Raw genomic sequence first — 26,467 nt, forward strand, 5'->3', positions numbered from 1 at the left:
AAGTCTCCTGTGATTCGGGCACAGAGCGGCCGGGTCAAGGCTGTGCTAGTCCGGCATATTTAAGCAACTGGCAACCATAAAGTTTGCAAATGCTTCCACAGCTGAGGTAATGAAGTTTTTACTGCTGTATACCATGTAAATCATACGGGTGTCTTTGGGCACGTCCAAAAGCCGGACTTTGGCAAGATTGTTAAACTGCCTCAAATAGGGGGTATCGGCCACAATGGCCACTTTTGAGGACTTGGAAATTCTTCCTGCAATGGAGATTTCGTCATCGTAGGAATAGACGGCCTCCACTCCTTTTTCTTTCAGCAGCTTGCGGACAACCTTGCCGATGGGAATCGTGTCCCGGTAGGTGGTCAGCCTGTAATCCTTTAGGTCCGACAGATACATGGCTTCCCGGCCGGCCAGCGGGTGGTTGTTCTGGACGATGGCGATCAGCTCCTGATAGGTGATGGGGACGAAGACCAGGTCGGGCATATCGTCCACCATGGAACAGAAGCCGATGTCATATTTACCGCAGGAAACGCCCTGCGCCACTTCGATGGACATTCCGTGGTAGATATTGAGCGTGGCGAGCGGATTCTTCTCCTGATAAAGATCCAGCGCCTCCGGTAAAAAGTCTCCTAACAGGGTGGGAATGCATCCGATATCGATGGAGCCGCTGATATGACCTGATTTCTCCTTGATCAGGGAGATGCCGTGTTCCAGGATACTCAGGGATTCGCTGACGTACTGGTAAAATTCTTCCCCGTATTTGGTGAGCTTAATATTACGCCCCTTTTTCTGGAAGAGGGATACCCCCAGTTCCTTCTCCAGAGATGCGATGGAATCGCTTAAGCTGGGCTGGGTGATGTAAAGCGCTTTGGCGGCCTCCGTGTAGTGCTGGACTTCTGCCAGTTTTCGGAAATAGTACAGTTGTGGTAAGTTCATAAGCCCCTCCAATAAATCGATATATTTATTATACAGGATGAACAATGGAAAAGCCAGTAAACAGCGGTATAATTCCGGAGGTGTTCCGGCGCTGACGGCAATTTTATTTGACATTTGTCCGGAAAGTTTTTACAATGGAGGTTATCAGCGGGAAATAACAGCGATGAGAGGAGGGGGGACGATATGCAGGAGATTTACCACAATCTGTTTCAGGAGACGATTTCCTATTCTGACCGTCACATGAGTCCGCGCAATCTCTATCTGATCCGGCAGCCTGGGCGCAGTCTGATGGTGGATACATCTTTTCGGTTTGAACGGGACTGGGAGAGTCTGCGCGGTATGGTGGAGACTCTGGGCGTCTCCTATAAGGAATTGGACGTGTTTATTACCCATGACCATCCGGACCATACGGGGCTTGTGCCGGCTTTGCAGGAGCTGGGGGCAAGCGTGTACATGAATCCGGAGGAGACCAGGAAGCGGGCGGATCTGCTTCACTGTTACCTGGCGGATGAGGAGTCGCGTATACAGAATCTGCGGATTGTGGGCGTGACGAAGAAGGATACTCCGGACGTCTATCAGGCTGTTATGGAATACACTGGGCGCGCCTACGCGGAGCGGGGAAAGGCTCAGGACTTCCCCTTTATCCCGGTTCATCCCGGCCAGACACTGGAATATGGGGAGTATCAGTTCGATGTCGTTTCTTTAAAGGGCCATACGTTTGGGCAGTGCGGTCTCCATGAGAAGAGACACGGATTCCTGTTTTGCGGGGATCAGATCATGACGACCATCGTGCCGATCGTGGGCAGCCAGCAGAAGGATCTGGGACTTTTAAAATGCTATATGGAGTCCCTTGGTGATATGAAGCACCGGTACGCGGACTGCAGGATTCTGCCGTGCCATTATGGGCCTATAGCAGATGTGGAAAAAGAAGCCAACCGGATTATTCTCGGCTATCTGGATAAATGTGAAATCATGAAAGGGATACTGGAAGAGGACGGAGGGATGATGACCACCCGGGATGTGGGCGTCCGGGCCTACGGAAGAAGCCAGGGGCCGCCCGACTACCGCCATTTCGTCTCCTGTACCCAGATCTGGGCGAAGACATTTTCCTGCCTGGAATTTATGTATGGGGAAGGGCTTGTGGAGAGATGCGAGCGGGAGGGGATTATTTACTGGAAGCGTTGGAAACAATTTTAAAAAAAATAGTTGACAAAACGAGTTATATCGGATATACTTAATACCGTTGCGAAAGCAATATGCGCCGATAGCTCAGCTGGATAGAGCGTCTGGCTACGGACCAGAAGGCCGCGTGTTCGAATCATGTTCGGCGCATTAAAAGCAAAAGTTTAAGGAAAAGGACATCCGAGTGAGGGTGTCTTTTTTATTGCTGATAGCTGCATGTTTTTTAGTCATTGGATTATAAGTGCGGACAATCGCAGGGGGCACAAAAATAGAGATACTTCACGGTATTATAGATATGCAGGCGTGAAGTATCTCTCATCTTTTTAACCCATCCTCAAAGCAAATTCCCATCAATTCCGATGATAAAGACCTTACACGGAATCTTCTTCCCGCTGTTTTCTACTGCCCGTTCCACCGCGAACTGGATTCCGCCGCAGCAGGGAACTTCCATACGGGTTACCGTTATGGAGCGGATGTCATTTTCACGCAGGATTTCCGTCAGCTTCTCGGAGTAATCCGTGCTGTCTAATTTTGGACATCCGATCAGAGTGATGTGGTCCCGGATAAAATCGTGGTGGAAATTACCATAGGAAAAAGCGGTGCAGTCCGCTGCGATCAACAGGTCGGCATTGGCGAAATAGGGGGCGTGGATGGGCGCCAGTTTAATCTGGACCGGCCACTGTGACAGGCAGCTTGGAACGTCTTCCGGTCCGGCCTGGTTCTGGGCGGCGCTGCCGGATAAGGAACGGGAGGCAGCCGAGGGACAGGCACAGTGGCTGTCTCGGGAGCCGGCGTGTTCCAGGGCCTTTTTGGCCTTCTGTACAGCGGCGTGATCGTAGGCGGGCGCTTCACGCTCTACAAAGGAGATGGCTCCTGCGGGACAGGCGGGCAGGCAGTCCCCCAAACCGTCACAGTAATCCTCTCTTGTTAAAACTGCTTTTCCATCTATCATCTGAATGGCTCCCTCGTGGCAGGCTTCGGCACACAGTCCGCAGCCGGTACAGGCGTCTGTATCAATGTGAATGATTTTTCTTATCATATTTTTTTCCTCCTTGACTCGATAGCTGTATCATACTATACTAAAATCGAAAAGTATGTTGTTTTTGCAACGAAATTAAAATAAATCGAAATGGCGGAGCGAGATGGTTTCATTATTTGACGGGATTGAAAATGGGGAACTGGAACAGCTGCTTCCATGTCTTGGCGGAAGAAGAGTTTTATTTGATGAGGGAGAGTATATCTTAATGGCGGGCGGCCGGGCGGATCAGGTAGGTATGGTTCTGTCTGGCAGCGTGCTGGTGTTTTCTGACGACTTCTGGGGCAACCGGACCATTCTGGCCCATGTGGAGCGGGGAGGTCTGTTCGGTGAGGCATTTTCCTTTGCGCGCGTGGAGTGTCTGCCGGTCAGTGTGACCGCCGCGGAGAAGACGGAGGTGCTCTTCATCAACTGTGAGAGAATCATAACCGTCTGTCCGTCTGCATGTGAGTTTCATAACCGCCTGGTCCGCAATATGCTTAAAATCCTGGCGGAAAAGAATATGACTCTGACACAGAAGATCGGTCACATGGGAAAACGCACAACCAGGGAGAAGATTCTTTCCTATTTGTCGGAGCAGGCAAAGAAGGCGGGAGGGGAGTCCTTTACTATTCCGTTAAACCGGCAGGAGATGGCCGATTATCTGGCTGTGGACAGGAGCGCCATGTCAAAGGAGCTGGGGCGGCTGAAGGAGGAAGGACAGATATCCTTCCATAAAAATCAGTTTCAGCTGCTGAAAGCGGAGCTGCGGTAGACAAAACCTCCGAAACAGAGGGAAATAGCGCTTGCTTTTTTTGTGAAATTTATTATACTTATACATAAGATTATATTTCATAAAGAATACGAATCAGTCGCAAAATCAGGTGCAATGAGGTAGCTGTAGGTGGTAGGTGCAGTGCCTCTTTTTTTCTATAATAAAAATTCGGCAGGCGTAGAGAGGGGACTTATGCGGTTGACAGGCAGTCTGGAAGAGGAAGTGACAGAGAAGCTCAGGAGACTTCCGGGAAAAACGGGATTTTATTATGAAAATCTCGTAACCGGTGAGCGGGCGGCGTATCACGAGGATGAACGGATGATGGCCGCCAGCGTTATCAAGCTGTTTGTGATGACAGAAGCATTTGTGAGGTTCGAGGATGGGACTCTGAATCCCGACAGGATCATCCGCATGAAGCGGGAGGATTGTGTGCCGTCCTGCGGGGCACTTACGTATCTCCATGACGGAATCGAAGTGACGGTTCTCGATCTCGTGACGCTGATGATTATTTTCAGCGATAATACTGCGACGAATGTGCTTATCAATCTTCTTGGAATCGAGGAGATTAACCGTACGATCAGGCGGATGGGATACCGCGATACGGTGCTTCAGCGGAAGATGTACGATACGGAGAAATCAAAGCGGGGAATCCAGAATTACATAACGGCAGCGGAGACGGGCCGTCTGCTGCGTGAGATGTATCAGGGCAGACTGGTGAGCCGGCAGGCCAGTGAAAAGATGATTTCTATTTTAAAGAACCAGCAGCTGTGCAGCAAGATTCCGTTTTATCTGCAGGCGCTGCCGGAGGAACCGGAAATCGCCCACAAGACAGGGGAAGACTGCGGAATTACACATGATGTTGGAATTGTATATGCAAAACAGCCATTTGTTGTGTGCTACTGTGGAAACGATACCGATACGCCGGCATATGAGCGTGTGATGGCGGAGACTTCCCTGTGGCTGTACCATAGAAATTCGGAGGTTAGAGTATGAGAATTGCGAAGATAGAGACTGCGGAAGTAAATATTCCGCTTGTAACGCCGTTTAAGACGGCTTTGCGAACCGTGAACAGCGTGAATGATATTGTGGTCAGGGTTACCGCGGATGACGGAAGGACGGGCTTTGGAGAGGCACCTCCCACGGCTGTGATCACCGGGGATACGAAAGGCTCCATCCGGTGTGCCATTGAGGAATTTATCGCTCCCAATCTGATCGGAATGGAGATCGATAACCTGGATGGCATGATGAAGAAGCTTCACGGCTGTATGGTGAAGAACACATCGGCCAAGGCGGCGGTGGATATGGCGCTCTATGATCTGTATGCACAGTCCTGCAGGAAGCCTTTGTACCGGGTTCTGGGAGGCAGCAGGACAGAAGTGGAGACGGATCTGACCATCAGTGTCAACGGTGTGGACGAGATGGTGGAGGACAGCTTAAAGGCGGTTAAACAGGGATTTCGAATCCTGAAAATCAAGGTGGGAAAAGAAGGCGTAAAAGATATCGAGAGAATCCGGGAGATCCGGGCGGCTGTGGGGCCGGAGATCCGGCTGCGCATCGATGCCAACCAGGGCTGGACGGCCAAGGATGCCGTTCGTATCATCAGGGCCATGGAGGATTCGGGAATTGAGATGGATTTAGTGGAACAGCCGGTGAATGCTCATGATTTTGACGGGATGAAGTTTGTGACAGCCAATGTGGCCACGCCTGTCCTGGCGGATGAAAGCGTGTTTTCTCCGGAGGATGCGGTTCGGATTATCCAGAACCGGGCGGCGGATCTCATTAACATCAAGCTGATGAAGACCGGCGGGATTTATGAGGCACTGAAGATCTGTGCCATTGCGGAAAGCTACGGAGTGGAGTGCATGATCGGGTGTATGCTGGAGAGCAAGATCGCGGTCAGCGCAGCGGCGCATCTGGCGGCGGGTAAGGGGATTATTACCCGTGCGGATTTGGACGGCCCATCCCTCTGTTCCATCGATCCGTATACAGGGGGACCGGTTTATGAGGGCGCGGTCATCCGAATGAATGACAATGACGGGATCGGGATTACCGGAGTTCCCGCATTTGAGCCGTAACTGGCGTAATCGTATGGAAACTAATCCCGCAAGGGTTAGAATATTAGGAACATGGAGGAAAACTTATGAAGAAAAGAAGATTGACTGCGGCACTGCTCTGTGCTGTTCTTGCTGCTTCGACCGTGCTCAGCGGATGCGGCGGTAAAAAGACGACGGAAGGCGGAAGCTCCGCCCAGGCCGGTAATGAGGCAGGGAAAAATGAGAATGGGAATGGCGAAGACGGGGGAAAGCCGGTTGTGTATAAGGAGCTGTACTCGGGGGAGGTTACAACATTAAACTATCTGGTCTCTGCGTCAGAAGCTGATTTTAAAACGGCAGCATACTGTATTGATACTCTGATCGAGTACGACAGTGAAGGAAAGATCCGGCCGGGACAGGCGACGGAATGGGAATATGATGAGGCATCCAGGACGTGGACCTTTCATTTAAGAGAAGCCAAATGGGTGGATAACACAGGCGCGCCGGTAGCCGACGTGACGGCACAGGACTACGTCGACGCCATCAAATACCAGCTGACACCGGAATACGAGAGCGGGATTGTGCAGAATCTGTTCGGTGTGATTGCAAATGCCAAAGCTTATTACAATGGCCTTGTATATAACGGCGGAGCCGATGAGGACGGTGTGGTATGGAATGCCATTGATTTCTCCGAGGTGGGAGTAAAGGCAGTGGATGACTATACGCTTACCTATACGCTGGAGACGGAAGTGCCGTATTTCCTGTCTTCTCTGGCTTATATTGTCTATATGCCGGCTTATGGACCTCAGCTGGAGGAACTGGGCAAGACGTTTGCAACGGCCGCGGATAAGATGTACTACAATGGTTCTTACTATATGTCGGAATTTTCTCCTCAGGAGCGCCGGATCTATAAAAAGAATACATTAAACTATGATGCGGATATCGTCTATATCGATGAAATACAGAAAATTTACAATGCGGAATCGAATACCATCGGACCGGAGATGATCAAGCGCGGTGAGATCGATTACGCGGAAATCACAGCCGATATTCTGGACGACTGGATGAGCAACGAGGATACAAAGAATCTGATCAGCCGTGAGAGGCCGAGAAACAGCTACTCTTATTTCTACTGCTTCAACTTTGATCCGCAGTTCGATGCGGAGTATGAGCCGGATAACTGGAGAAAGGCTGTGAACAATGAGAACTTCCGTAAGGCCCTCTCTTCCGCTTTAAATAAGACCAAGGAAGTCGCTGTGCTGGAGCCGAACGTTCCGGAAGATTACGTGATCAATACCATCACTCCGGCGAAGTTTACCTTCAACGCGGATGGAACCGATTTTACAGAGATCGGCGATATGGCGGCACTGGGAGATACCTTTAATGAGGCGAAGGCTGTGGAGTACCGTGATCTGGCAAAGAGTGAGCTGGCGGCAGAAGGCGTGACCTTCCCGGTGAAGGTGCTGCTGCCGTATAATCCTACCGAGGTCAACTGGGATAAGGAGTGTCAGGTTGTGGAACAGCAGATGGAATCGCTGCTGGGAACTGATTTCATCGATATTATCGTGCAGACAGGTCCAACCGACGGATTCCTGACTGAAATCCGCCGCAACGGAAAGTACGCAATGTTAAAGTGTAACTGGGGCGCCGATTACGCGGACCCGGAGACCTGGACCGATCCATTCTACCAGGCGAAAGGCGAGAGCGGTTACGATCCGGGCTACAAGTATGCAAACCTTGCGAAAGCCATTGAGGATGGTACCCCTTCTGCCGACGCTGTATTAGAGTATTTTACAACGATTGAGGAAGCCAAGGACATCAAGGTGGATATCAACGCCCGTTATGAGGCATTTGCCAAAGCGGAGGCTACTCTGATTAATCATGCGCTTGTCGTGCCTTTCAGCATCAGCGTAAGCAAATATCTTGCGACGAAGCTCAATGTGTTTGAAGGCCAGTATGCGCCGTTTGGCGTGTCCAACTTAAAATATAAGGGCCAGCATCTGCAGGATCATTACATCTCCATGGAAGAATTTGAAGCGAATAAGGAGAAGGCCGGCCAGTAGAGCGGAGGGCGGATGCTTACCGGAGCATTTACTTCGGTAAGTATCCGCATCACTGCGGAATTAAGTAAAAATGTTCTCGGAAATAGATGTAATTTACGAAATTGCCGATGACATCTGCTTCCGAGAGTGTTTTTATAAAAGAAATTACAAAGGAGTTATGTTGCTGATGCTAAAATATCTAGGTAAAAGAATTGCGCGATCGTTTCTTACTCTAATCATTATTCTGACTGTTGTTTTCTGTCTGCTGCGTCTGATGCCGATTGAAGGCTATTTCACCAATTTTGATAAGCTGACCCCACAGCAGATTCAGGTAAGCTTACAGGAGATGGGACTTACGGATCCGCTTCCGGTGCAGGTGGTACGCTTTTTTAACGACCTGGTGCACGGAGACTTAGGGGTATCCAGGATTTACCGGGCAAATGTGCCGGTAGCGGAGATTCTGGCCGATAAGGTTCCGGTGTCTATTAAGCTGGGCGTCCTGTCCATGATTGTCTCGCTGTTTATCGGGCTTCCCATGGGAGCACTGATGGCGCGGTACAAGTACAGATGGTTTGACAAGCTGGGGACGTTATTTATCGTCTGTATCCAGGCGGTTCCAGCAGCGGTCTACTTTCTTTATATCCAGCTGTACGGAACGCAGGCGCTGGGCGTCGGTCTGCTGTTTCAAATCGACGATCCGAAGTACTGGATTCTTCCGGTTGTCTCCATGTCTTTAAATAATATCGCATTTTACGGCATGTGGCTGAGGCGCTACATGGTGGATGAGAGCAATAAGGACTATGTGAAACTGGCCAGGGCAAAGGGCATGTCCGAGGGCGGCGTCATGTTCAAGCATATTTTCCGAAACGCCTTTGTTCCGCTGGCCCAGTACATACCGACCGCATTTTTGAACACGGTCATCGGCTCCATATACATCGAATCCTTATACAGCATTCCGGGAATGGGCGGCCTGCTGGTCACGGTGATTAAGAAACACGACAATACCATGGTTCAGGGAATCGTGCTTCTCTATGCCTGCGTCGGTGTTATGGGTCTGCTTCTCGGCGATATCCTGATGGTCCTGCTTGACCCGAGAATCAGCCTGAGCAAAAAGGGAGGTGACAGATGATGAAGCAGTTTTCTTACCGCCATACGAAAGAGGCAGAGCTGATGGACAGCATGGAACAGGCGGCAAAGGGCGCCCCACAGACCGATGAGGAGCTTTTTTCCTTCGCCGGATTTAACGAAGCGGAAGTGGAGCGGACCGGCTACAGCAACTATTCCTACTGGAGCAGCACGTTTCGGGCTTTCTTAAAGAATAAGGGGGCGGTTGTTCTTCTCGTTCTCCTGCTCCTTCTTCTGGCCTTTACCTTTATTCAGCCCCATCTTCCGGGCCAGTATGACCCGAACATGATCGTCAATGATGAGGCGGGAATGCAGTATCGCAATATTCCGCCCGGAGACCAGTTTATTCTGGGAACCAACTCCATTGGCCAGGATCTGTGGGCCAGAATCTGGGCGGGAACCAGAACCTCCCTGCTGATCGGCTTATCTGTGGCGCTGGCGGAAGCTTTGATCGGCATCACGGTCGGTGTCATCTGGGGTTACGTGCGGAAGGCTGATTTTATACTGACTGAGATTTATAATATTATAGACAACATACCGAATACGATTGTCCTGATTCTGATTTCCTATATTTTGAAGCCGGGTGTGAAGACACTGATCTTCGCCATGTGCCTTACGGGATGGATTCAGATGGCGCGTTTCATCAGAAACCAGATTCTGATTATCCGCGACAGGGATTACAATGTGGCCAGCCGTTGTCTCGGCACGCCGACGGCGAAGATTATCATAAAAAACCTGCTTCCTTATCTGGTGTCGGTTATTATGCTGCGTATGGCGCTGACGATTCCGTCCGCCATTGGAAATGAGGTTTTTATCACGTACATCGGTTTGGGGCTTCCAGTCAATATTCCAAGCCTTGGCAACTTAATCAATGAGGGCCGCGCCCTCATCACCAGCCCGGCGCTCCGTTACCAGCTCGTATATCCGACCATCATTCTTTCGTTCGTCACTATTTCATTCTATATTATCGGCAACGCGTTTTCGGACGCGGCTGACCCGAAGAACCATGTGTAGAAGACAGAACGGATCGATCAGAAGGAGGAAAGGAATGCCAGAGAAGATACTGACGGTAGAAGATTTAGAGATTAAATTTGAACTGAGGGGAAAGACTCTGCATGCAATCAGAGGAATTTCCATGGATTTACATAGAGGAGAGATTCTGGCCATTGTGGGCGAGTCGGGAAGCGGAAAATCCGTGTTTACCAAGTCCTTTATGGGACTTCTGGACCAGAACGGCCATGTGACGGCGGGGAAGGCCACGTATTACGGTGCGGACAACAAAGAACCGGTGGAATTGACTGCCTTAAAGAAGGAAAAGGAATGGCTGAAGATCCGGGGCCATGAGATCGCCATGATTATGCAGGACCCCATGACCAGCTTAAGCCCGTTAAAGACGATCGGTGTGCAGATTATGGAGGCGGTGCTGCTTCATCAGAATGTAAACCGCGCCGAGGCGAAGGCCAGAACGCTGCAATACCTGGCGGATGTGGGAATCAGTGAGCCTGAGAAACGGTTCGGCCAGTATCCCCATGAATTTTCCGGCGGCATGCGGCAGCGTGTGGTGATCGCCATCGCCATTGCCTGCAACCCACAGATTTTAATATGTGACGAGCCGACAACGGCGCTGGACGTGACGATCCAGGCACAGATACTCGATCTGATCAAGGAGCTGCGCCACAAATACCATTTATCCGTCATCTTGATTACGCACGATCTGGGCGTGGTCGCCAATATCGCGGACCGCGTGGCTGTGATGTATGCGGGAGACATTATCGAGATCGGGACGGGCGAGGACATTTTCTACGATGCGAGACACCCGTATACGTGGGCGCTGCTCTCGTCGCTTCCGCAGGTGGGCGTGAAGGGGACGGATCTATTCTCGATTCCCGGGACACCGCCCAACTTATTTACGGAGATAAAGGGGGACGCGTTTGCGCCGAGAAATCCCCAAGCGCTAAAGATCGATTTTATCAAACGGCCTCCGTATTTTTTCGTATCACCGACCCATAAGGCCAAAACCTGGCTGCTCGATAAACGGGCTCCGAAGGTGAACCCGCCTTCCGTAGTAGAAAAAATCCGAAACGGAGGTCTGTTTTAATGGAGAGAGAAGTATTATTGGATGTAAAGGATTTAGATGTCACGTTCGGCGAGCGGAGGAAGCGGTATGAGGCGGTAAAGAAGGTCAATTTCAAGATCTACAAGGGAGAGACCTTCGGACTGGTGGGAGAATCCGGTTCCGGAAAAACGACCATCGGCCGGGCCATCATGAGAATTATCCCATCGTCGGGCGGGGAGATCATCTATAAAGGTGAGAAGATCAACGGCAGGATCAGCGGAGAACTGGACCGAAAGGTAATGGGGGAGATCCAGATGATCTTTCAGGACCCTCAGGCTTCGCTGAATGAGCGGGCCAAGGTGGATTACATCATCAGCGAAGGCCTGATGAACATTGAGAAAGGAATCGGCGAGAAGGAACGGAAGAGGCGGGTGGATCAGGCACTCCTCGATGTGGGGCTGCTGCCGGAATTTGCCAGCCGTTTCCCTCACGAGTTTTCGGGCGGTCAACGGCAGAGAATCGGTATTGCCAGGGCACTCATTATGAATCCGGAGTTTATTATCGCGGATGAACCGATCTCCGCGCTGGACGTGTCGGTTCGGGCGCAGGTGTTAAACCTTCTGGCGGATATGCAGAAGAAGCGCGGGATCACCTATCTGTTTATCGCACACGATCTGTCGGTTATGCGGTTTATCACCGACAGAATCGCGGTCATCAGAAAAGGGGAGATCGTGGAAATGGCGGAGACGGAGGAACTGATTACCCACGCCATTCATCCATATACAAGGGCGCTGCTGTCAGCGATCCCCATGCCGGATCCGCGGCATGAGAGGGAGAAAAAGCTTCTGATTTATGACACCTCCATGCATCACTATGAGACGGATCCGCCTTCCTGGCGGGAGGTAAGGCCGGAACATTATGTGCTGGCTAACAGCAGCGAGTATGAGGCGTATAAGAAGCTATACCGGGATAGATAGTCCGCTCTTCGCGGAAATCATGGAAAAGGACCATATGGAAAGAGGAAAGAGGCAGCAGGAAGGCGGCGCTTTGGCGCTGCCTTTCCTGTGGTTCAGGGAATTCCAGGGAGTCCGGAACAGGAGATGGAACGATGCAGTATGGAATTGTGATACAGCCGGTTGCAACTATTTATGAGATTCCGGCGGAGACTATGGTTAAGGCTGGAATGACGCTGTCCGCTATTGCGGATGAGGCGATGTATGGAACGGGGCTTGCGATTACCGGGGCAGAGATTACCGGGAGGGAGGCTGCCGGGCAGGGATTTCTGCCGGTGCGCACATTTTACGGTTATACGGGCTATGTGCGGAAAGAAGCGGTGCGGCTTGTCTCTTTAGAGGAAATGATGGCGTGGGAGGAAGGCGGTCTTATGGTGACTACCGCTTTCTGCGTCGATGTGGTTTCCGTGCCAAAAGTGCAGGGAGTAAGGCTTGTCAGCCTGTTCCGGGGGTCTCTGGTGAGTGTGATACCGTATGAATGCGGCATAGAAGGCTGGGGGAAGGTGAAGCTGGCAGACGGCCGTTTTGGATACATCAGGGAGCAGTTTCTGGAAAACAAGGAGTTTTCGCAGGCTGGATTGTGGACAGAGGTGCTTCCGCAGAAGAAAATTGTGGATAAAGATGCATTTCGCCGCGCTGTAGTGGAGACTGCAAAGACGTATCTGGGGATTCAGTACCGGTGGGGCGGCCGTTCCACCGCTGGGATCGACTGTTCCGGGCTTACCTCGGTAAGTTATATGATGAATGGAATCCTGACCTACCGGGATGCGAAAATCGTGGAGGGGTATCCGGTCCGCGAGATCGCAGCGGGTGAGAAAAAAATGGGAGATCTGCTGTATTTCCCAGGACACATCGCCATGTATATGGGGAATGGAAAGTATATTCATTCCACCGGAAAGGCGGGAAGCGGCGGAGTGGTGATCAACAGCCTGAACCCGGAGGAGGCGGATTTCAGAGCCGATCTGGCAGAGAGCCTGTATGCGGTGGGAAGTATTTTCTGACAGAGGAACCATGCCGTTTTGGGAGCGGGCAGGTTTTGGGAGCGGATAGGTACAGGAACGGATAAGCAGCACAGATTGTCACGGTGACTCGTGCGCAGAGCGTGCGAGTGATCGTTCGCGGCGCATAGACGGAAGAGGAGAAAGAGAATGGATAAGAGACTGACGATAGAGAAACGGATTGAGGCGGAGCTCATGAGTTATGATGGGACGATGGGTATCTACGCCGACGATTTTCATGGAAATGTTATTGCCATCGGCGCGGATGAGCCGTTTGAGACGGCCAGTACCATAAAGACATATATTCTGGCGTGTCTGTTTGATCAGGTGGAAAAGGAAATAGCCAGCTTAGAGGATATGGTGGAATTTAAAGAGGAGCACACGGTCGACGGCAGCGGAGTCCTGTGTGCGCTGGAGCCGGGGGCGGTTCTCCGGGTGAAGGACGCAGCCACCCTGATGATTATTGTCAGCGACAATGTGGCGACGAACATGATGATCGACTATCTGGGGCTGGATACGATCAACGCGTGTATCCGCGGACTGGGCTGCAGGGACACGATGCTGTATAATCCGCTTCATTTTGAGCGGTATGACAAGCTGGGAACATCAACTCCCAGGGATTACGCCAGCATTTTTACGAGGCTGGCAGCGGGGACTTTGATAAGCCCTGAAGCGGACGCGAAGATGCTGGAGATTTTTAAGAAGCAGCACTACAACAGCATGATCACAAAGGATTTTCCGGCTGTTTACATGGACAGTGACAATACGGATGATGTGATGGTAAATGTGGCCTCCAAGAGCGGCAGTATGAACGCCTGCCGGAATGACGGCGGCATCATATACACCCCGTACGGCCCGTATGTGTTGGTGATGTTCAATAAAAAGTTCAGCGACGCCATGTATTATCCGGCGCATCCGGCGACGGTTTTCGGCGCCAGAGTCAGCCGGATGCTGTTTGATCAGTTCATCGCGCTGGAAGGCCGTTTTCAGATGTAGTGCATGTCTGAAAATTGCTTTTTGTCAGTTAAGTGTCACATGATCTGGGATTCAAATCCCGCATGGTGGCACAGGATGTCAAATATCTTTTTTTCCTGGTAGAAGAACTGGTAGCGGACCTGGCAGGCCGCGCTCTCTTTTATGGTGCGGCTCATGCTTCCGAATGAGGGCGCGGCCAGAGACAGGGGCTGGTCCTTGATTAAGTTGACGTGAAGCATCAGGCCGCCCTGGCTGACCAGGAGCTCGCGGTCGGTGAATTCCAGGATTTTAAGCCCTTTGTAGGTGGCGAGGCGGTATTCCTTTCCGCGGAACAAAACAGAACCGACAGAACCGTTAAAATGCGTTCCGGCAAAGGGAATATCAGCCACGGAAAGCATGACGCAGCAGGGGGCTTTTGTCTTCTTGTCGGTCCAGGTACACTGGGTCCATACGTACCGGGAGGGAAAGGAGCGGCCCCAGTCTTTTTCGATGTAGCCGAGACCGCCGTCAAAGTTCAGCTTTTTCCTGTTTAAGACCAGCTGGCCGGACAGGCGGTGGGAGAGACTTAAGACTCCGTGGCGGCACTGCATGAACGGAACGGCGCAGAAAGGTCCCATAATATCGTAGCTGGGCGGTGTAAATGGCCCATAGGAGAGGTGACCGGTCAGTGTCACCTCTTTTGTGGCAATATCCAGATGGATGCCCTGTTCCGCGAAGGTGGAAGTACCAAGGTTTACATAAAATAGACTTGAGGCCGCACGGAACTGGTCGGCGGAGCAGGGGATAACCCACGACTCGGTATTGGTGATAATCTGGAGGGAGGCGGATGGCTTTCCCTGCCTGTCAATATGGTATGCCGGAATCAGGGCAAGTACACCGTCCGGCGACTGATGTTTTAAGTACCAGCCTTCAAAGAAAGAGTGTTTTTTCTGATAGCCGTGAAAATATTTCATGAGGTGAACCTCCGTATTTTTTTTGTTTTTTAGCAGATAGTACCATTTATAGTCTGTCCAGGTGCTGCGGAAACATTCACACTTGTTTCTTTTGACATTATCCGCTATAATGTGACATACAGGCCGTGAGAATGCGGCGTGTACTGAAGGTAAAAGCAAGGCTGAAGCATGATAGAAAAGAATGTGAAAATAAATGAAAACTGAAAAACAGGCGCTGCCTGATCAAGGGATACTCATCTGTGAAGATGGGGATTTTTTCCCTTACAGGATAGTGAAATCCGCCAGGCGCACGATGGCGGTCTCCGTAACCAGGGAGGGAGAGATTGTCGTGCGGATACCGGATCGGCTATCGTGGAAGGCCGGCCATGAATTTGCGCAGCGGAATCAGGAATGGATCTTTGCGCATGCTTCCAGGATCAGGGAGGAGCTGGAGAAACGGGAACAGTTTCACTGGACGGAGGGGGCTTTACTGCTTTTTCATGGAAGCCCCAGAAAACTCCATTTTGAACGGGACTATGAGACGGAACGGTTCCGGGTATGCGATACGGGCGATAAATTTCTGGTATCCGGCCCTTTTAAGGGGCAGGAGGCAGACGAGCCGCTTGTGAAGGCGGCCATGGAAAACTGGTACCGGAAGCAGGCGAGGCGTTTTCTGGAGGAGAGAACCGCGTGGTGGGCGGATCGGATGGGGGTGTCGTATCTGCGAATCGCCATTCGGGATCAGGCCACCAGATGGGGAAGCTGCAGCGCCCGCGGTAATATTAACTATAACTGGAAGCTGGTGCTTCTGCCCGTGGAGCTGGCGGATTACGTTGTAGTGCACGAACTGGCTCATCGCACAGAGATGAATCATTCAAAGGACTTCTGGAAAGTCGTTGAGAGAGAACTGCCGGATTACCGGCAAAGAAGGAGAAGACTTAAGGGTTATGAAAGTGAAATCAATCAGAAATATCAGGATTAAAACGAAGCTTTTGTTTCTGGGAGGAGTCAGCATTCTGGGACTCGTGTTTATCGGCGCGGAGTCCATTATCACGGCGAGACAGATTAACCAGGCCAGCACGGAGATTTCCCAGTCCTGGGTTCCGGCGATCATCATCGCGGAGGAACTGAATACCGAGACCTCGGATTACAGGATCAAGGAATTTTACCATGCCATAACCCACGACCAGGAGACCATGGATCATCTGGAAAAAGAGATGATGGCGGTCCGTGATGAGATCGACGCGGCTTTTACGGAGTATGAGCAGAATTATATTACGGACGAAACGGACCGTGAGCTGATGGAAAACGCCAGGGCCTACTGGGACCGGTACTTGGAATACAGCGACCGGCTTCTTCCGATCAGCCGGGGCAATGATAACGAGGAATCGCTGAAAATGATCATCGGAGAGTCCAGGCTCTTATTTGATGAAGCCAGCGGCAACTTTTTAAAGATGGCGGAGTTTAACCGGCTTGGAGCTGAGGCGGCCAGTGTCCGGGGCGATCAGCTTTACGCCAGGCTGGCCAGGGTGAAGATCGTGTCCATCTGCCTGATTGCGCTGATGATCACGCTGCTTGTCATCTATATCATTATTGCTATCGATAAGCCGGTCAAGGCGATCGTGGAGGGGACCAGAAGGGTCTCCAACGGTGACCTGGATGTGTACCTTCCCTACGATTCTGAGGATGAGATCGGAATTCTGACGGATTCCGTGAATCAGCTGATTGAGCGGCTGAAGAATATTATTGACGATGAGAAATACCTTTTCCGCGAGATCGGAAGTGAGAATTTCGAGGTGAAGTCTACCTGTGAACAGGCTTACAGAGGGGATTTTGCACCTATCCTGTATTCCATTGCCAGCCTGATGAGCAGACTGGATATTGCAAAGCAGAAGAAGGAAGAACTGAAAAAGCGCCTGGAGGAACGGGTTGCGGCGGAGATAATCGCGGAGAAGAAGCTGGCGGAAGAGATGCAGTCGGCGGGAGAAAATACAACGCCTGATCGAGAACAGGCTGGTGAGGAGACGAAGAAGGATGGCAGCAGAACGATGGATGCTTCAGACGAAGAAGGCAGACTTTCATGAGATGGCAAGAAACCATCATATTACACCTGTAACGGCGAGGATTATCCGGAACAGGGATATTGTGGGAGAGGAGGCGGTAGAGAAGTATCTCCGGGGATCATTAAAGGATCTGTACAGCCCTCATCTGTTAAAGGACATGGATCTCGCAGTAGAGATCCTGAAGGAGAAGACGGAGCAGGGAAAACGGATCCGGATAGTCGGGGATTACGATATAGACGGCGTCTGCTCTACGTACCTGCTTTACCGGGCGCTCACGAGAATCGGGGCTAACGTGGATTATGAGATTCCGGACCGGATCAAGGATGGCTATGGAATCAATGAATCCATTATCTGCGCCGCGGCTGAGGATGGAGTCGATACGATCCTGACCTGTGATAATGGAATCGCCGCTGTGGCGCAGATCAGCCTGGCGAAGGAACTGGGACTTACCGTGCTGATCACGGACCATCACGATATCATGCAGGAGGATGGCCATGATCTGCTTCCGCCCGCGGACGCGGTGGTCAATCCAAAACAGAGCGATTGCAGCTATCCGTATCCGGAGATTTGTGGAGGAATGGTTGCTTATAAGCTTGTAAAGGCCCTCTACGAGGCATTTTCCGTTCCGGAGGAGGATTGGCTGTCCATGCTGGAATTTGCAGCGATTGCCACGGTGGGCGACGTGATGAAGCTGCGAGATGAAAACCGCATCATTGTCAAAGAAGGATTAAAAAGAATCGCAAATACGAAGAGTATCGGTCTTTTAAAGCTGATCGAGCGGAATGACCTGGATAAAGACCAGATTACCGCATATCATATCGGATTTGTCATCGGACCCTGTTTAAATGCAGGCGGACGTCTTCAGACAGCCAAGCTGGCTCTGTCGCTTTTGCTGTGTGAGGACGGGGAAGAGGCGGACCAGCTGGCCATGGAACTGAAGGATTTAAATGACCAGAGAAAAGATATGACGAAGCAGGGGACCGAGGAAGCCATTGCGCAGGTGGAGGAGTGCTATCGTGACGATAAGGTTCTGGTGGCGTATCTGCCTTCCTGCCATGAATCGCTGGCGGGAATCATTGCAGGGCGTTTGCGGGAGCAGTATCAGAAACCGGCCTTTGTATTGACGGATGGAGAGGAATGCGCGAAGGGATCAGGGCGATCGATCGAGCAGTATCATATGTTCGAAGGGCTGGTGAAGGTAAAGGATATCCTGCTTAAATTCGGAGGCCATCCCATGGCCGCAGGACTCTCACTTGAAAAAGAAAATATTGATGAATTCCGCCGCAGGCTGAATGAGGAAGCGGAACTTACAGAGGATGACTTTGTCCGCAAGATCTGGATCGATGTTCCCATGCCTCTCGATTACATAAATGAGCCTCTTATTGAAGAACTGGAGCTTTTGGAACCATTTGGACAGGGCAATGAAAAGCCGCTGTTTGCACTGAAAGGACTTCATATCAGAAGCGTGCGGGTGCTGGGAAAGAACCGGAACGCGGTGAAGTTTTCCCTGGCTGACGATAAGGGCGTTCCGATCGACGCCATGCTGTTTACAGACGGCGACGCATTTTTGGAGGAACTCGGCAGAAGCCGGGTAATCGATGTGATTTATTATCCGACGGTTAATGTATACAATGGCAGCAGGACTTTACAGATTATAATAAAAAATTATAAAATACCGGTTTGACGAAGGAGCAGGACGATGGAGAAAATCAGAGCCGCAGTGGTTGGATTCGGCGGTATGGGCCGCCAGTACGTACAGATGATTTATGACGGTGAAATCGATGGTATGGTACTCGCCGGAGTTTGCTGCCGAAATGAAAAAGGGCAGAATGAGATAAGGGCAGTCTATCCGGGGGCATCTGTCTATCCGAATGTGGAGGCGATGTTCGCATGCGGAGACGAATTTGATGCTGTAGTTGTCGTGACACCTCACGCCACCCATGTCGAGATCGGAAAGATGGCGGCCGCGGCGGGAAAGCATATCCTGCTGGATAAGCCGGCCGGGATATCAACGAAGGAAGTGAAGGGACTCATAGATGCAGCAGACCGCGCCGGAGTCTGTCTGGGAATGATCTTTAATACGAGGATGAACCGCGTATTTTTCCGTGCAAAGGAGATGATCGAGCGTGGAGAACTGGGGCGGCTTAACCGCGCAGTGTGGATATCCAATATCTGGTTCCGTACTCCGGCCTATCACAATTCCGCGCCCTGGCGCAGCACATGGGAGGGAGAGCACGGCGGTCTGCTGATCAATCAAAGCCAGCATTTCCTCGATGTGTGGCAGTGGCTTCTCGGCATGCCGGACCAGGTGCTGGCAACGGTGGAATGCGGAAAATACAGTAATATCACGGTAGACGACAGTATGGATCTCCAATTCTTCTATGACAACGGGCTCCACGGAACCTTTATTGCCTCCAGCGGGGAGTATCCGGGAGTCAACCGTCTGGAAATCTGGGGAACGAAGGGAAGGCTGTGCATCGAGGACAGCAGCCGGATTATATTTGACGAAAATGTGATGTCTACGGATGATTTTAACCGTCTGAATCAGGATATCTATGGAATGCCGGAGCACAATGCAAGGGAGATTACAGTGGAGAAAAATGGCGTCGAAGGATATCAGAAGATCTTCCAGAATTTTACGGATCATTTGATAAAAGGGGAACCGCTGCTTGCAACGGGAGAGGATGGACTCCGCGTACTGATGATTGCGAATGGCGCGTACCTCTCTTCCTGGCAGGGACAGCGGGTTGAGTTCCCGATCGATGATGAGAAGTATGCGGCAATGCTGGAGGAGAAGGTCCGGGACGAACAGAAATCGCTGGCCTGTCTTGATAGATGAAGTGTTCCGGCTTAAATGCGAAGGGAATTTGATCTGTTTTTCTAATGGAGGATAAGGATGGAACAAAACAACTTACTCACTCAGTCAGATATCTGTCTGATACAGCCTTCTGAGCAGTATCAGCATGAGATTATGGACTTCAGAGAAGAATTTCTGCGGAATCATGAAACTGCGTATGGGACAGAACAATTAACGGATGCGGTGAGCTTTGAAGAGTGGCTGAAAAACGTACAAAGAAACGAAAAGAAGGAAACTGCAGAAAACGGAAGACCACCGTCCTATGAATTTATGGCTATCCGAAAGTCGGACAGAAGAATCGTTGGTATGATTAATGTCAGATACGATTTAACCGAAGAAATGTACCGGTATTTAGGACATATTGGCTATTGCGTCCGCAAATCAGAGCGGTAGAAGGGATATGCAGCTGAAATGCTGCGGCTGGCTCTGAAGGAGGCGAAAAAGATAGGATTGGACAGAGTACTTTTGACGGTCGACAGCGATAAAACGGCTTCGATCGCCACTATGAAGAAAAACGGTGCGGTATTGGAAAATGAAGTCCCGTATCTAGGCAAGATTACGCAGAGATATTGGATTGAGCTATAGAGCTTTGGGACGGATTGTCTCTAGGGGATCTGATTAGGGAAGGAATGCTGTGAAAACAGCGTTCTTTTTTTTGAAAAAAATTCGCCTTTAGTAGAGGAATTACTCTTGACAAAGGTCTTGCAGTGTGTTAATTTAACGTTAGTAATACGTATTACTAATTCGAATTACTAACTTTAAGAAAAAAGGAGAAGGTAAAATGAAAAAAGAATGGAAACGGTTTACGGCACTGGCACTCGGCGCTCTCATGGTACTCCAGGCAGCAGGCTGCAGCCCGCAAAAGACAGCAGATCCAGCTGCGGTAAGCAGCCAGAAGGAGGCGCAGACGTCTGGCGAGGTTTCAAAGGAATCTTCCGCGGGGGGAGAAGAAAAGATGGTGACACTCCGGATGTTGAACTGGGGAAATACGGAGGAGGAAGCTATCGCCAATGATGCGATTGGCAGATTTAAGGAGAAGCATCCGGGAGTGGAGGTTGAACAGACATGTGTTCCAGTTGATTCCTGGTCCGACTTTATCCAGAAGTGGATTACCATGAGCACCTCGGGGGAGGCGCCGGATGTGATTAATCTGGGGCTGGAAGGCGCGAAGATGGCAGTTGCCAATGATTTACTGCTTCCGCTCGATGACATTGCAGCAGGGGATGCAGAATTACAGAGTAAGAAAGAACAGTATGCGGAGTCGCTGCTGGAAGGCTTCAGCGAGGGTGGGACGCTTTATGGGCTTCCAAGTGGAACACAGACCATGGTTATGTACTATAACAAGGATATTTTCGATGAAAAAGGCGTCGAATATCCGAAGGAAGGCTGGACTTGGGATGAATTCCTGGAGACGGCTGAAAAGCTTACATATGAGGAAAATGGAAAGACAGTATATGGATACGGATTATCCAGTTCTTATTTTCAGCTGACACCGTGGTGGGCCACAAACAGCGCATATCCGGTCAGTGAAGACTATGAGAAGCCAACATTAAATTCACCGGCTATGCTGGAATCCATTACATTCTTAAAATCCATGGCAGATAAGAAGGTGACGCCAGATCCGATCAGCTCCGATGTTTATACGATGTTTTCTTCCGGTCAGCTGGCTATGGTAGGTGCTGGCAGATGGGTACTGAATACATGGCAGGATGCGGGAATGAAGAATTTTGACTGTGTGCAGTGGCCGAAGAAGACAGAAGAGGGAAGTGTATATGGCGGTTCTGCATGGTGTATCGGTTCTGGGACAAAGGAGAAAGAACTGGCTGTCGAACTGCTGAAGGAAATGGTGGCAGACGAGACGCTGACTGCAGTAGCGGCGGGCGGACAGCAGATACCTCCGACAGAGAAGCTGGCTTGTGATACGGCAATCATGGGGACAGTACCGGATAACATTCTGGGGCTTTGGAAGGCAGTTACGATTGCTTCACCGGTTGCGGCTCCCGTATTCTTTGGGGATATTGAGCAGGCGATGCTTCGCGGACTGGAAAATGTATTCTCAGGTTCCATGAGTGTAGAAGATGCCATGAATCAGGCACAGTCAGAGGTGGAGACTACGATTGCAAACAAGTAGGCCGGTTCGACGTACACTAGATTGGAGGAAGCGATGGCAGGCATAAAACGAAGACCAGATAACCGAAGAAAGAGAAAAGAGGCTTTGACAGGGTATTTATTTACCCTGCCATCCTTCCTTGGATTCATAGCCTTTGTTCTGATTCCGGTATTCTGGGCCCTTATCATTTCATTTCAAAAATACAATGTATTTACCGGGGCCAGCACATGGAACGGGGTAAAGAATTATCTGCATATTTTACAGGATCCAAGATCTGTGACCACACTGGGGAATACCTTGTGGTATGCAATCTTCGCAACGGTAGGAAACACAGCGGTGGGGCTTCTTTTAGCGATAGCTGTGGACAATAAGCTTCCGGGAAAGATTACGGTATTCTTCCGGTCCATCTATTTTTTTCCGTCCTTAATCGGGCTGGTGTTTGTAGCAATTATCTGGCAGTATTTTTTCCAGACGGATGCCGGAGTGATTAATTATTATCTGGGGAAGGTTGGAATCAGTAAAATCGGTTGGCTCAGTGACAAGAGCATGGCAAAGTTTTCTGTTCTGATCCTTGACGTATGGAAGAACTGTGGGATGTCCATGCTGCTTATTCTGGCAGGACTCCAGAATATCGACAGAGGCCTTTTAGAGGCAGCGGGTATCGATGGGGCCGGACCTGTGCAGAAGTTCTTAAAGATGACTCTTCCCCTCGCGTCTCCGACCATTTTCTTTGTGCTGGTTATGAATGTGACGGGTGCGCTGCGCATTTACGAATCGGTATATGTTCTGACAAACGGCGGGCCGGGAGATTCCAGCAGAAGTCTTGTTATGCTTATTGCGGAAAAGGCGTTTACCTCATTCGATTATGGAATAGCTTCGGCTCTGTCCATGATTCTTCTGATTTTGATCGGGATCATTACAATGATTCAATTCGCGGGAAGCAGGTGGTGGGTACATTATGACTAAGATAATAAGAATAAAAGGAAAAAGAGTACGTCCCGGACAGATTCTTCTGGCCATTGGTATGATCCTTATGGCCATGATTATGATTGCCCCGTTTTTGTGGGTGTTCTCAGCGTCGCTAAGGACATTCAGCGATGCGACGGCACTGCCGCCCAAATGGCTTCCGCCTGCCCCCGGCGAGTGGAATATGAAGTATTTTGACAAATTATGTTCGGGGCAGATCCCATTTTTTACTTTTATGCGGAACAGTCTGAAAATCAGCACAATCATCACTGCTGGAATGGTATGCCACGGTGCGCTGGCAGGCTACGCCTATGCCCGTCTCTCGTTTAAAGGAAAGAATGTGATGTTCGGGCTGATGCTGGTGGGTATGATGGTACCGGTACAGGTGACGATAGTCCCTTTATTTAAGATCATGAATCTGCTGGGGGTTATCAACACGGCTGCTGCCGTGACACTGCCTTCTGTTTTTGGAGCCATGTGCCCGGGATTTGCGGGGGCATTTGGAATATTTATGATGAGGCAGTTTTTTATGACGGTGCCGGCTGAGATGGAAGAGGCAGCTACGATCGATGGGGCAGGCATTATCAGAACTTTTTTTTCCATCATGCTGCCAATGGCAAAATCGACGCTGGCGTCCCTGGCAATTATAGTTTTTACATTTGCCTGGAATGATTATTTTACTACATTTATTATGATAAACTCTACGGAAAAGCTGACGCTGCCCGTAGGAATTCTATCAATTAAACAACCGTTTTCCACAGGTGATAATGTTGTATTTGCCGCAGTTTGTCTCGCGGTGCTGCCGGTCCTGTTCGTGTTTATTCTGGGGCAGAAATGGATCGTACAGAGCATGACGCATGTGGGAGTGAAGGGATAAGAGGAGGAGTATTTAAGAGATGAACAGAGAAATGCTGCATTCAAAGACAGATTTATTCAAGACCGGCGGGGAGATCTCCTACAATGGGGATGCCGGAGTTGCTAAATTTCTTTTGGGCGGAATCGGAACGGGCAATATTTCCGTGGGGGCCAGAGGGGAGCTTAGGGACTGGGAAATATTTAACTGGCCGGGAAAGGGACAATTCGTTCCATTTTCATTTTTTGCAATCCGTACCAGGGAGGAGGGAAAGGAACCGGTCAGCAGGATTCTGGAGTCGAAGATATGTCCGCCCTACTATAAATCTCACGGATTTTTAAATGGGGAACTGGCAGGAATCCCTCGTTTTGAATCTTCTAAAATGGTAGGGAAGCAGCCCTTCGTTTATATTGATCTGGAGGACAGCAAGGTGCCGGTGGCGGTGAAAATGGAGGCATTTACACCATTCATACCGCTTAATTCCGACGATTCCGGGATTCCAACAGCAATTATCCGTTATCACGTGAAGAATCCAACCGATAGAGCGGTAGAAGTATCCGTAGTGGGCACCATGGCTAATGTGGTCGGATTTCAGGGCTACGATGTATTTAATAATGTTAAGCTGGTTGATGAAGTACAGAATGAATATCGTGAAAATGGAGAAATCAAAGGCTGGTATTATACTGCAAAGCACTTAAAAGAAACGGACATGAAATTTGGAAGCATGTCCATCGCATCTGTGGGAGCGAAGAATACTTATAAGAAACAGTGGCTGCACGGCCAATGGACGGATAATGCGCAGGACTTCTGGGATGATTTTACTGAGGACGGAGTTCTGGACGATATGGAAACAATTGAGTCAAAAGGATGTGATCTTCTTTCCCATTACGATTTCAGTTTCTTAAATCTCAAGGAACGCATCAGCTCTGTCGGAAGTATGGAAATGGTTGGGCCAAACGAGGAGAAGACGTTTGAATTCGTGATTTCCTGGTATTTTCCCAACCGTCCAAAGGGCTGGATCGAATACGATGAGGATTTAGAGAGATACAGAGATGGCGGATATGATACGGTACGCAATTATTACGCCACAAGATTTACCGATGCATGGAATGTAACGGAGTACGTAGCCGGGAAGATGGACGAGCTGGAAACGCCTTCCCGGGCATTTGAAGAGGCACTGTTTGAGACTACGATTCCAGCTTATGTGATCGATGCAGTGGCCGCCAATATCATGTCAATGAAGAGCCACTGCTGCTTCCGGATTGAGACGGGAGAGTTTCTGGGCTGGGAAGGGATCAGAGACTATGTAGGCTGTGGTCAGGGTAATGTAAACCATGTTTGGAATTATGCTACAGCTGTGGCGGCCCTGTTCCCCGATCTTGAAATTACCATGCGGAATGTAGAATTTAAGAAGGAACTGGATGAAGACGGCGGTATGCCATTCAGAGCAAGAAAGGTTCTAGGGGAGAGCCGCTGGGATATGATACCCGCATGTGACGGGCAGTTTGGCTCTATTTTACGGGTATATCGTGAGTGGAAGTATACCGGAGACGACGATTTCCTGAAAGAAATATGGGAGCCAACGATAAAAGCACTTGAATATGCGATCCATGAGTGGGATACGGATGGAGACGGCGTTCTCGACGGAAAAATGCATGTTACCTATGACATCGAATTCTATGGTCCGAATACGATGACAAATACTATTTATCTGGCAGCTGTCAAAGGTGTTGCTTTGATGGCAGAACATCTGGGAAAGACAGAAGAGGCGGAAAAATATCGTGCTTTGTATGAGAAAGCAGAACCGTTAGTGGATGAAATGCTGTTTAACGGGGAGTATTACGTGCAGAAGCTTGATGATGTGGATGCTTATCGTTACCAGTACGGTACCGGGTGCCTTACGGACCAGCTTCTGGGACAGTTCATGGCACATGCCGCGGGGCTGGGATACGTGCTTCCGAAAGATCATGTAAAAAAGACGCTGGAATCCATTTATCGCTATAATTTCCGTGACTGCATGGAAGAGGTCCCTAATGTTCAGCGAACCTATGCGCTGAATGATGAGGCTGGGCTGGTTCTCTGCTCCTGGCCAAAAGGCGGCCGTCCGAGATTCCCGTTCGCTTACTGTGATGAAGTGTGGACCGGTGTTGAATACCAGGTGGCAGTATGCATGATTAAGGAGGGGATGCTGGAGGAAGCATTTACCATAATAAGGGCAGTCCGTGACAGGTATGACGGATATAAGAGATGCCCCTGGAGTGAGACTGAGGCGGGACATCACTATATACGGCCAATGTCCAGCTTTTCCCTGATTCCGGCTCTGTCCGGTTATGAGTGTGATATGACGGAGAAGACCATGTCCTTCCAGCCGGTAATCAACCAGAATCACTTTAAGTCCTTCTGGATTAACGGAAAAGCCTGGGGCACTTATGAACAATCCATCGGCGAGGATGGCGTGGTAAAATCTGGTATTCAAGTATTGTACGGAAGTCTGGACGGTGTTAGAATATTAGAAAGATAAGAACAATAGAATGTGAGG

At 50.2% G+C, this 26,467-nt stretch carries 24 protein-coding genes and 1 tRNA gene; 22 read left to right on the forward strand and 3 right to left on the reverse strand.

Going from position 1 to position 26,467, the window contains the following annotated elements:
* Nucleotides 1-45: 45 nt before the first annotated feature.
* Nucleotides 46-933, reverse strand: coding sequence for a LysR family transcriptional regulator (locus M1L66_RS05285; RefSeq protein WP_187024189.1), 888 nt, complete (start codon nt 931-933; stop codon nt 46-48).
* Between the two features lie 183 nt (nt 934-1,116).
* On the opposite strand from M1L66_RS05285, the gene M1L66_RS05290 reads away from it, so the two are divergent.
* Nucleotides 1,117-2,130: an MBL fold metallo-hydrolase gene (locus M1L66_RS05290; protein ID WP_434691378.1), complete on the forward strand. Its 1,014-nt coding sequence runs from the start codon at nt 1,117-1,119 to the stop codon at nt 2,128-2,130.
* 61 nt (nt 2,131-2,191) lie between these two features.
* Nucleotides 2,192-2,265: transfer RNA gene (locus tag M1L66_RS05295), tRNA-Arg, on the forward strand.
* A 184-nt stretch (nt 2,266-2,449) separates the two neighbouring features.
* Here M1L66_RS05295 and M1L66_RS05300 read toward each other — a convergent pair.
* Entirely contained in the window at nt 2,450-3,154 is a 705-nt protein-coding gene (locus M1L66_RS05300; protein ID WP_434691381.1) for an ATP-binding protein, read from the reverse strand.
* A gap of 103 nt (nt 3,155-3,257) precedes the next feature.
* Between M1L66_RS05300 and M1L66_RS05305 the strand changes: the two genes are divergently transcribed.
* The 10 genes from M1L66_RS05305 (at nt 3,258) to M1L66_RS05350 (ending at nt 14,168) form a co-directional block, all read left to right on the forward strand.
* Entirely contained in the window at nt 3,258-3,905 is a 648-nt protein-coding gene (locus M1L66_RS05305) for a Crp/Fnr family transcriptional regulator (RefSeq protein WP_002601480.1), read from the forward strand.
* 192 nt (nt 3,906-4,097) lie between these two features.
* Entirely contained in the window at nt 4,098-4,898 is an 801-nt protein-coding gene (locus M1L66_RS05310) for a serine hydrolase (RefSeq protein WP_187024192.1), read from the forward strand.
* Nucleotides 4,895-5,980 carry a dipeptide epimerase gene (locus M1L66_RS05315; protein ID WP_434691385.1) on the forward strand — a complete coding sequence of 362 codons (1,086 nt, stop codon included), beginning with the start codon at nt 4,895-4,897 and terminating at the stop codon, nt 5,978-5,980. The genes M1L66_RS05310 and M1L66_RS05315 overlap by 4 nt, the downstream gene beginning before the upstream one ends.
* 65 nt (nt 5,981-6,045) lie before the next feature.
* Entirely contained in the window at nt 6,046-8,001 is a 1,956-nt protein-coding gene (locus M1L66_RS05320; RefSeq protein WP_187024194.1) for a peptide ABC transporter substrate-binding protein, read from the forward strand.
* Between the two features lie 166 nt (nt 8,002-8,167).
* Nucleotides 8,168-9,109 (forward strand): ABC transporter permease, encoded by a 942-nt coding sequence (locus M1L66_RS05325; protein WP_187024195.1) that lies wholly within the window; start codon nt 8,168-8,170, stop codon nt 9,107-9,109.
* Entirely contained in the window at nt 9,106-10,119 is a 1,014-nt protein-coding gene (locus M1L66_RS05330) for an ABC transporter permease (protein WP_172683671.1), read from the forward strand. Before M1L66_RS05325 ends, M1L66_RS05330 begins: the two co-directional genes overlap by 4 nt.
* 34 nt (nt 10,120-10,153) lie before the next feature.
* Entirely contained in the window at nt 10,154-11,203 is a 1,050-nt protein-coding gene (locus tag M1L66_RS05335) for an ABC transporter ATP-binding protein (RefSeq protein ID WP_187024196.1), read from the forward strand.
* Nucleotides 11,203-12,138 (forward strand): ATP-binding cassette domain-containing protein, encoded by a 936-nt coding sequence (locus M1L66_RS05340; protein WP_187024197.1) that lies wholly within the window; start codon nt 11,203-11,205, stop codon nt 12,136-12,138. Before M1L66_RS05335 ends, M1L66_RS05340 begins: the two co-directional genes overlap by 1 nt.
* A gap of 131 nt (nt 12,139-12,269) precedes the next feature.
* Complete coding sequence (locus M1L66_RS05345; RefSeq protein ID WP_187024198.1) at nt 12,270-13,175, forward strand: C40 family peptidase; 906 nt, start codon at nt 12,270-12,272, stop codon at nt 13,173-13,175.
* Nucleotides 13,176-13,322: 147 nt separating this feature from the next.
* Nucleotides 13,323-14,168: a serine hydrolase gene (locus tag M1L66_RS05350; RefSeq protein WP_187024199.1), complete on the forward strand. Its 846-nt coding sequence runs from the start codon at nt 13,323-13,325 to the stop codon at nt 14,166-14,168.
* Nucleotides 14,169-14,203: 35 nt separating this feature from the next.
* Here M1L66_RS05350 and M1L66_RS05355 read toward each other — a convergent pair whose 3' ends face one another.
* Complete coding sequence (locus M1L66_RS05355; protein WP_055659605.1) at nt 14,204-15,100, reverse strand: tocopherol cyclase family protein; 897 nt, start codon at nt 15,098-15,100, stop codon at nt 14,204-14,206.
* A 193-nt stretch (nt 15,101-15,293) separates the two neighbouring features.
* Between M1L66_RS05355 and M1L66_RS05360 the strand changes: the two genes are divergently transcribed.
* From M1L66_RS05360 to M1L66_RS05405, 10 genes are all read left to right on the forward strand, one after another.
* Nucleotides 15,294-16,061, forward strand: coding sequence for a M48 family metallopeptidase (locus M1L66_RS05360; RefSeq protein ID WP_434691390.1), 768 nt, complete (start codon nt 15,294-15,296; stop codon nt 16,059-16,061).
* Nucleotides 16,027-17,163: an MCP four helix bundle domain-containing protein gene (locus tag M1L66_RS05365; protein ID WP_187024200.1), complete on the forward strand. Its 1,137-nt coding sequence runs from the start codon at nt 16,027-16,029 to the stop codon at nt 17,161-17,163. Before M1L66_RS05360 ends, M1L66_RS05365 begins: the two co-directional genes overlap by 35 nt.
* Nucleotides 17,114-18,826, forward strand: a complete 1,713-nt coding sequence (recJ, locus tag M1L66_RS05370) for a single-stranded-DNA-specific exonuclease RecJ (protein ID WP_434691393.1) — start codon at nt 17,114-17,116, stop codon at nt 18,824-18,826. Before M1L66_RS05365 ends, recJ begins: the two co-directional genes overlap by 50 nt.
* 15 nt (nt 18,827-18,841) lie before the next feature.
* Nucleotides 18,842-19,981, forward strand: a complete 1,140-nt coding sequence (locus M1L66_RS05375) for a Gfo/Idh/MocA family protein (protein ID WP_434691395.1) — start codon at nt 18,842-18,844, stop codon at nt 19,979-19,981.
* Between the two features lie 57 nt (nt 19,982-20,038).
* On the forward strand, nt 20,039-20,392 hold the full coding sequence (locus M1L66_RS05380; protein ID WP_434691396.1) for a GNAT family N-acetyltransferase: 354 nt from the start codon (nt 20,039-20,041) through the stop codon (nt 20,390-20,392).
* An 18-nt stretch (nt 20,393-20,410) separates the two neighbouring features.
* Entirely contained in the window at nt 20,411-20,584 is a 174-nt protein-coding gene (locus tag M1L66_RS05385) for a GNAT family N-acetyltransferase (RefSeq protein ID WP_434691399.1), read from the forward strand.
* 196 nt (nt 20,585-20,780) lie between these two features.
* Nucleotides 20,781-22,130, forward strand: a complete 1,350-nt coding sequence (locus M1L66_RS05390; protein WP_187024203.1) for an ABC transporter substrate-binding protein — start codon at nt 20,781-20,783, stop codon at nt 22,128-22,130.
* A 33-nt stretch (nt 22,131-22,163) separates the two neighbouring features.
* On the forward strand, nt 22,164-23,075 hold the full coding sequence (locus M1L66_RS05395) for a carbohydrate ABC transporter permease (RefSeq protein ID WP_187024204.1): 912 nt from the start codon (nt 22,164-22,166) through the stop codon (nt 23,073-23,075).
* Nucleotides 23,068-23,952 carry a carbohydrate ABC transporter permease gene (locus M1L66_RS05400; protein WP_187024205.1) on the forward strand — a complete coding sequence of 295 codons (885 nt, stop codon included), beginning with the start codon at nt 23,068-23,070 and terminating at the stop codon, nt 23,950-23,952. The genes M1L66_RS05395 and M1L66_RS05400 overlap by 8 nt, the downstream gene beginning before the upstream one ends.
* Before the next feature lie 19 nt (nt 23,953-23,971).
* Nucleotides 23,972-26,449, forward strand: a complete 2,478-nt coding sequence (locus M1L66_RS05405) for a GH116 family glycosyl-hydrolase (protein WP_434691402.1) — start codon at nt 23,972-23,974, stop codon at nt 26,447-26,449.
* Nucleotides 26,450-26,467: the final 18 nt, after the last annotated feature.

The organism is Hungatella sp. SB206 (assembly GCF_051132295.1).
Lineage (GTDB): Bacteria > Bacillota > Clostridia > Lachnospirales > Lachnospiraceae > Hungatella > Hungatella effluvii.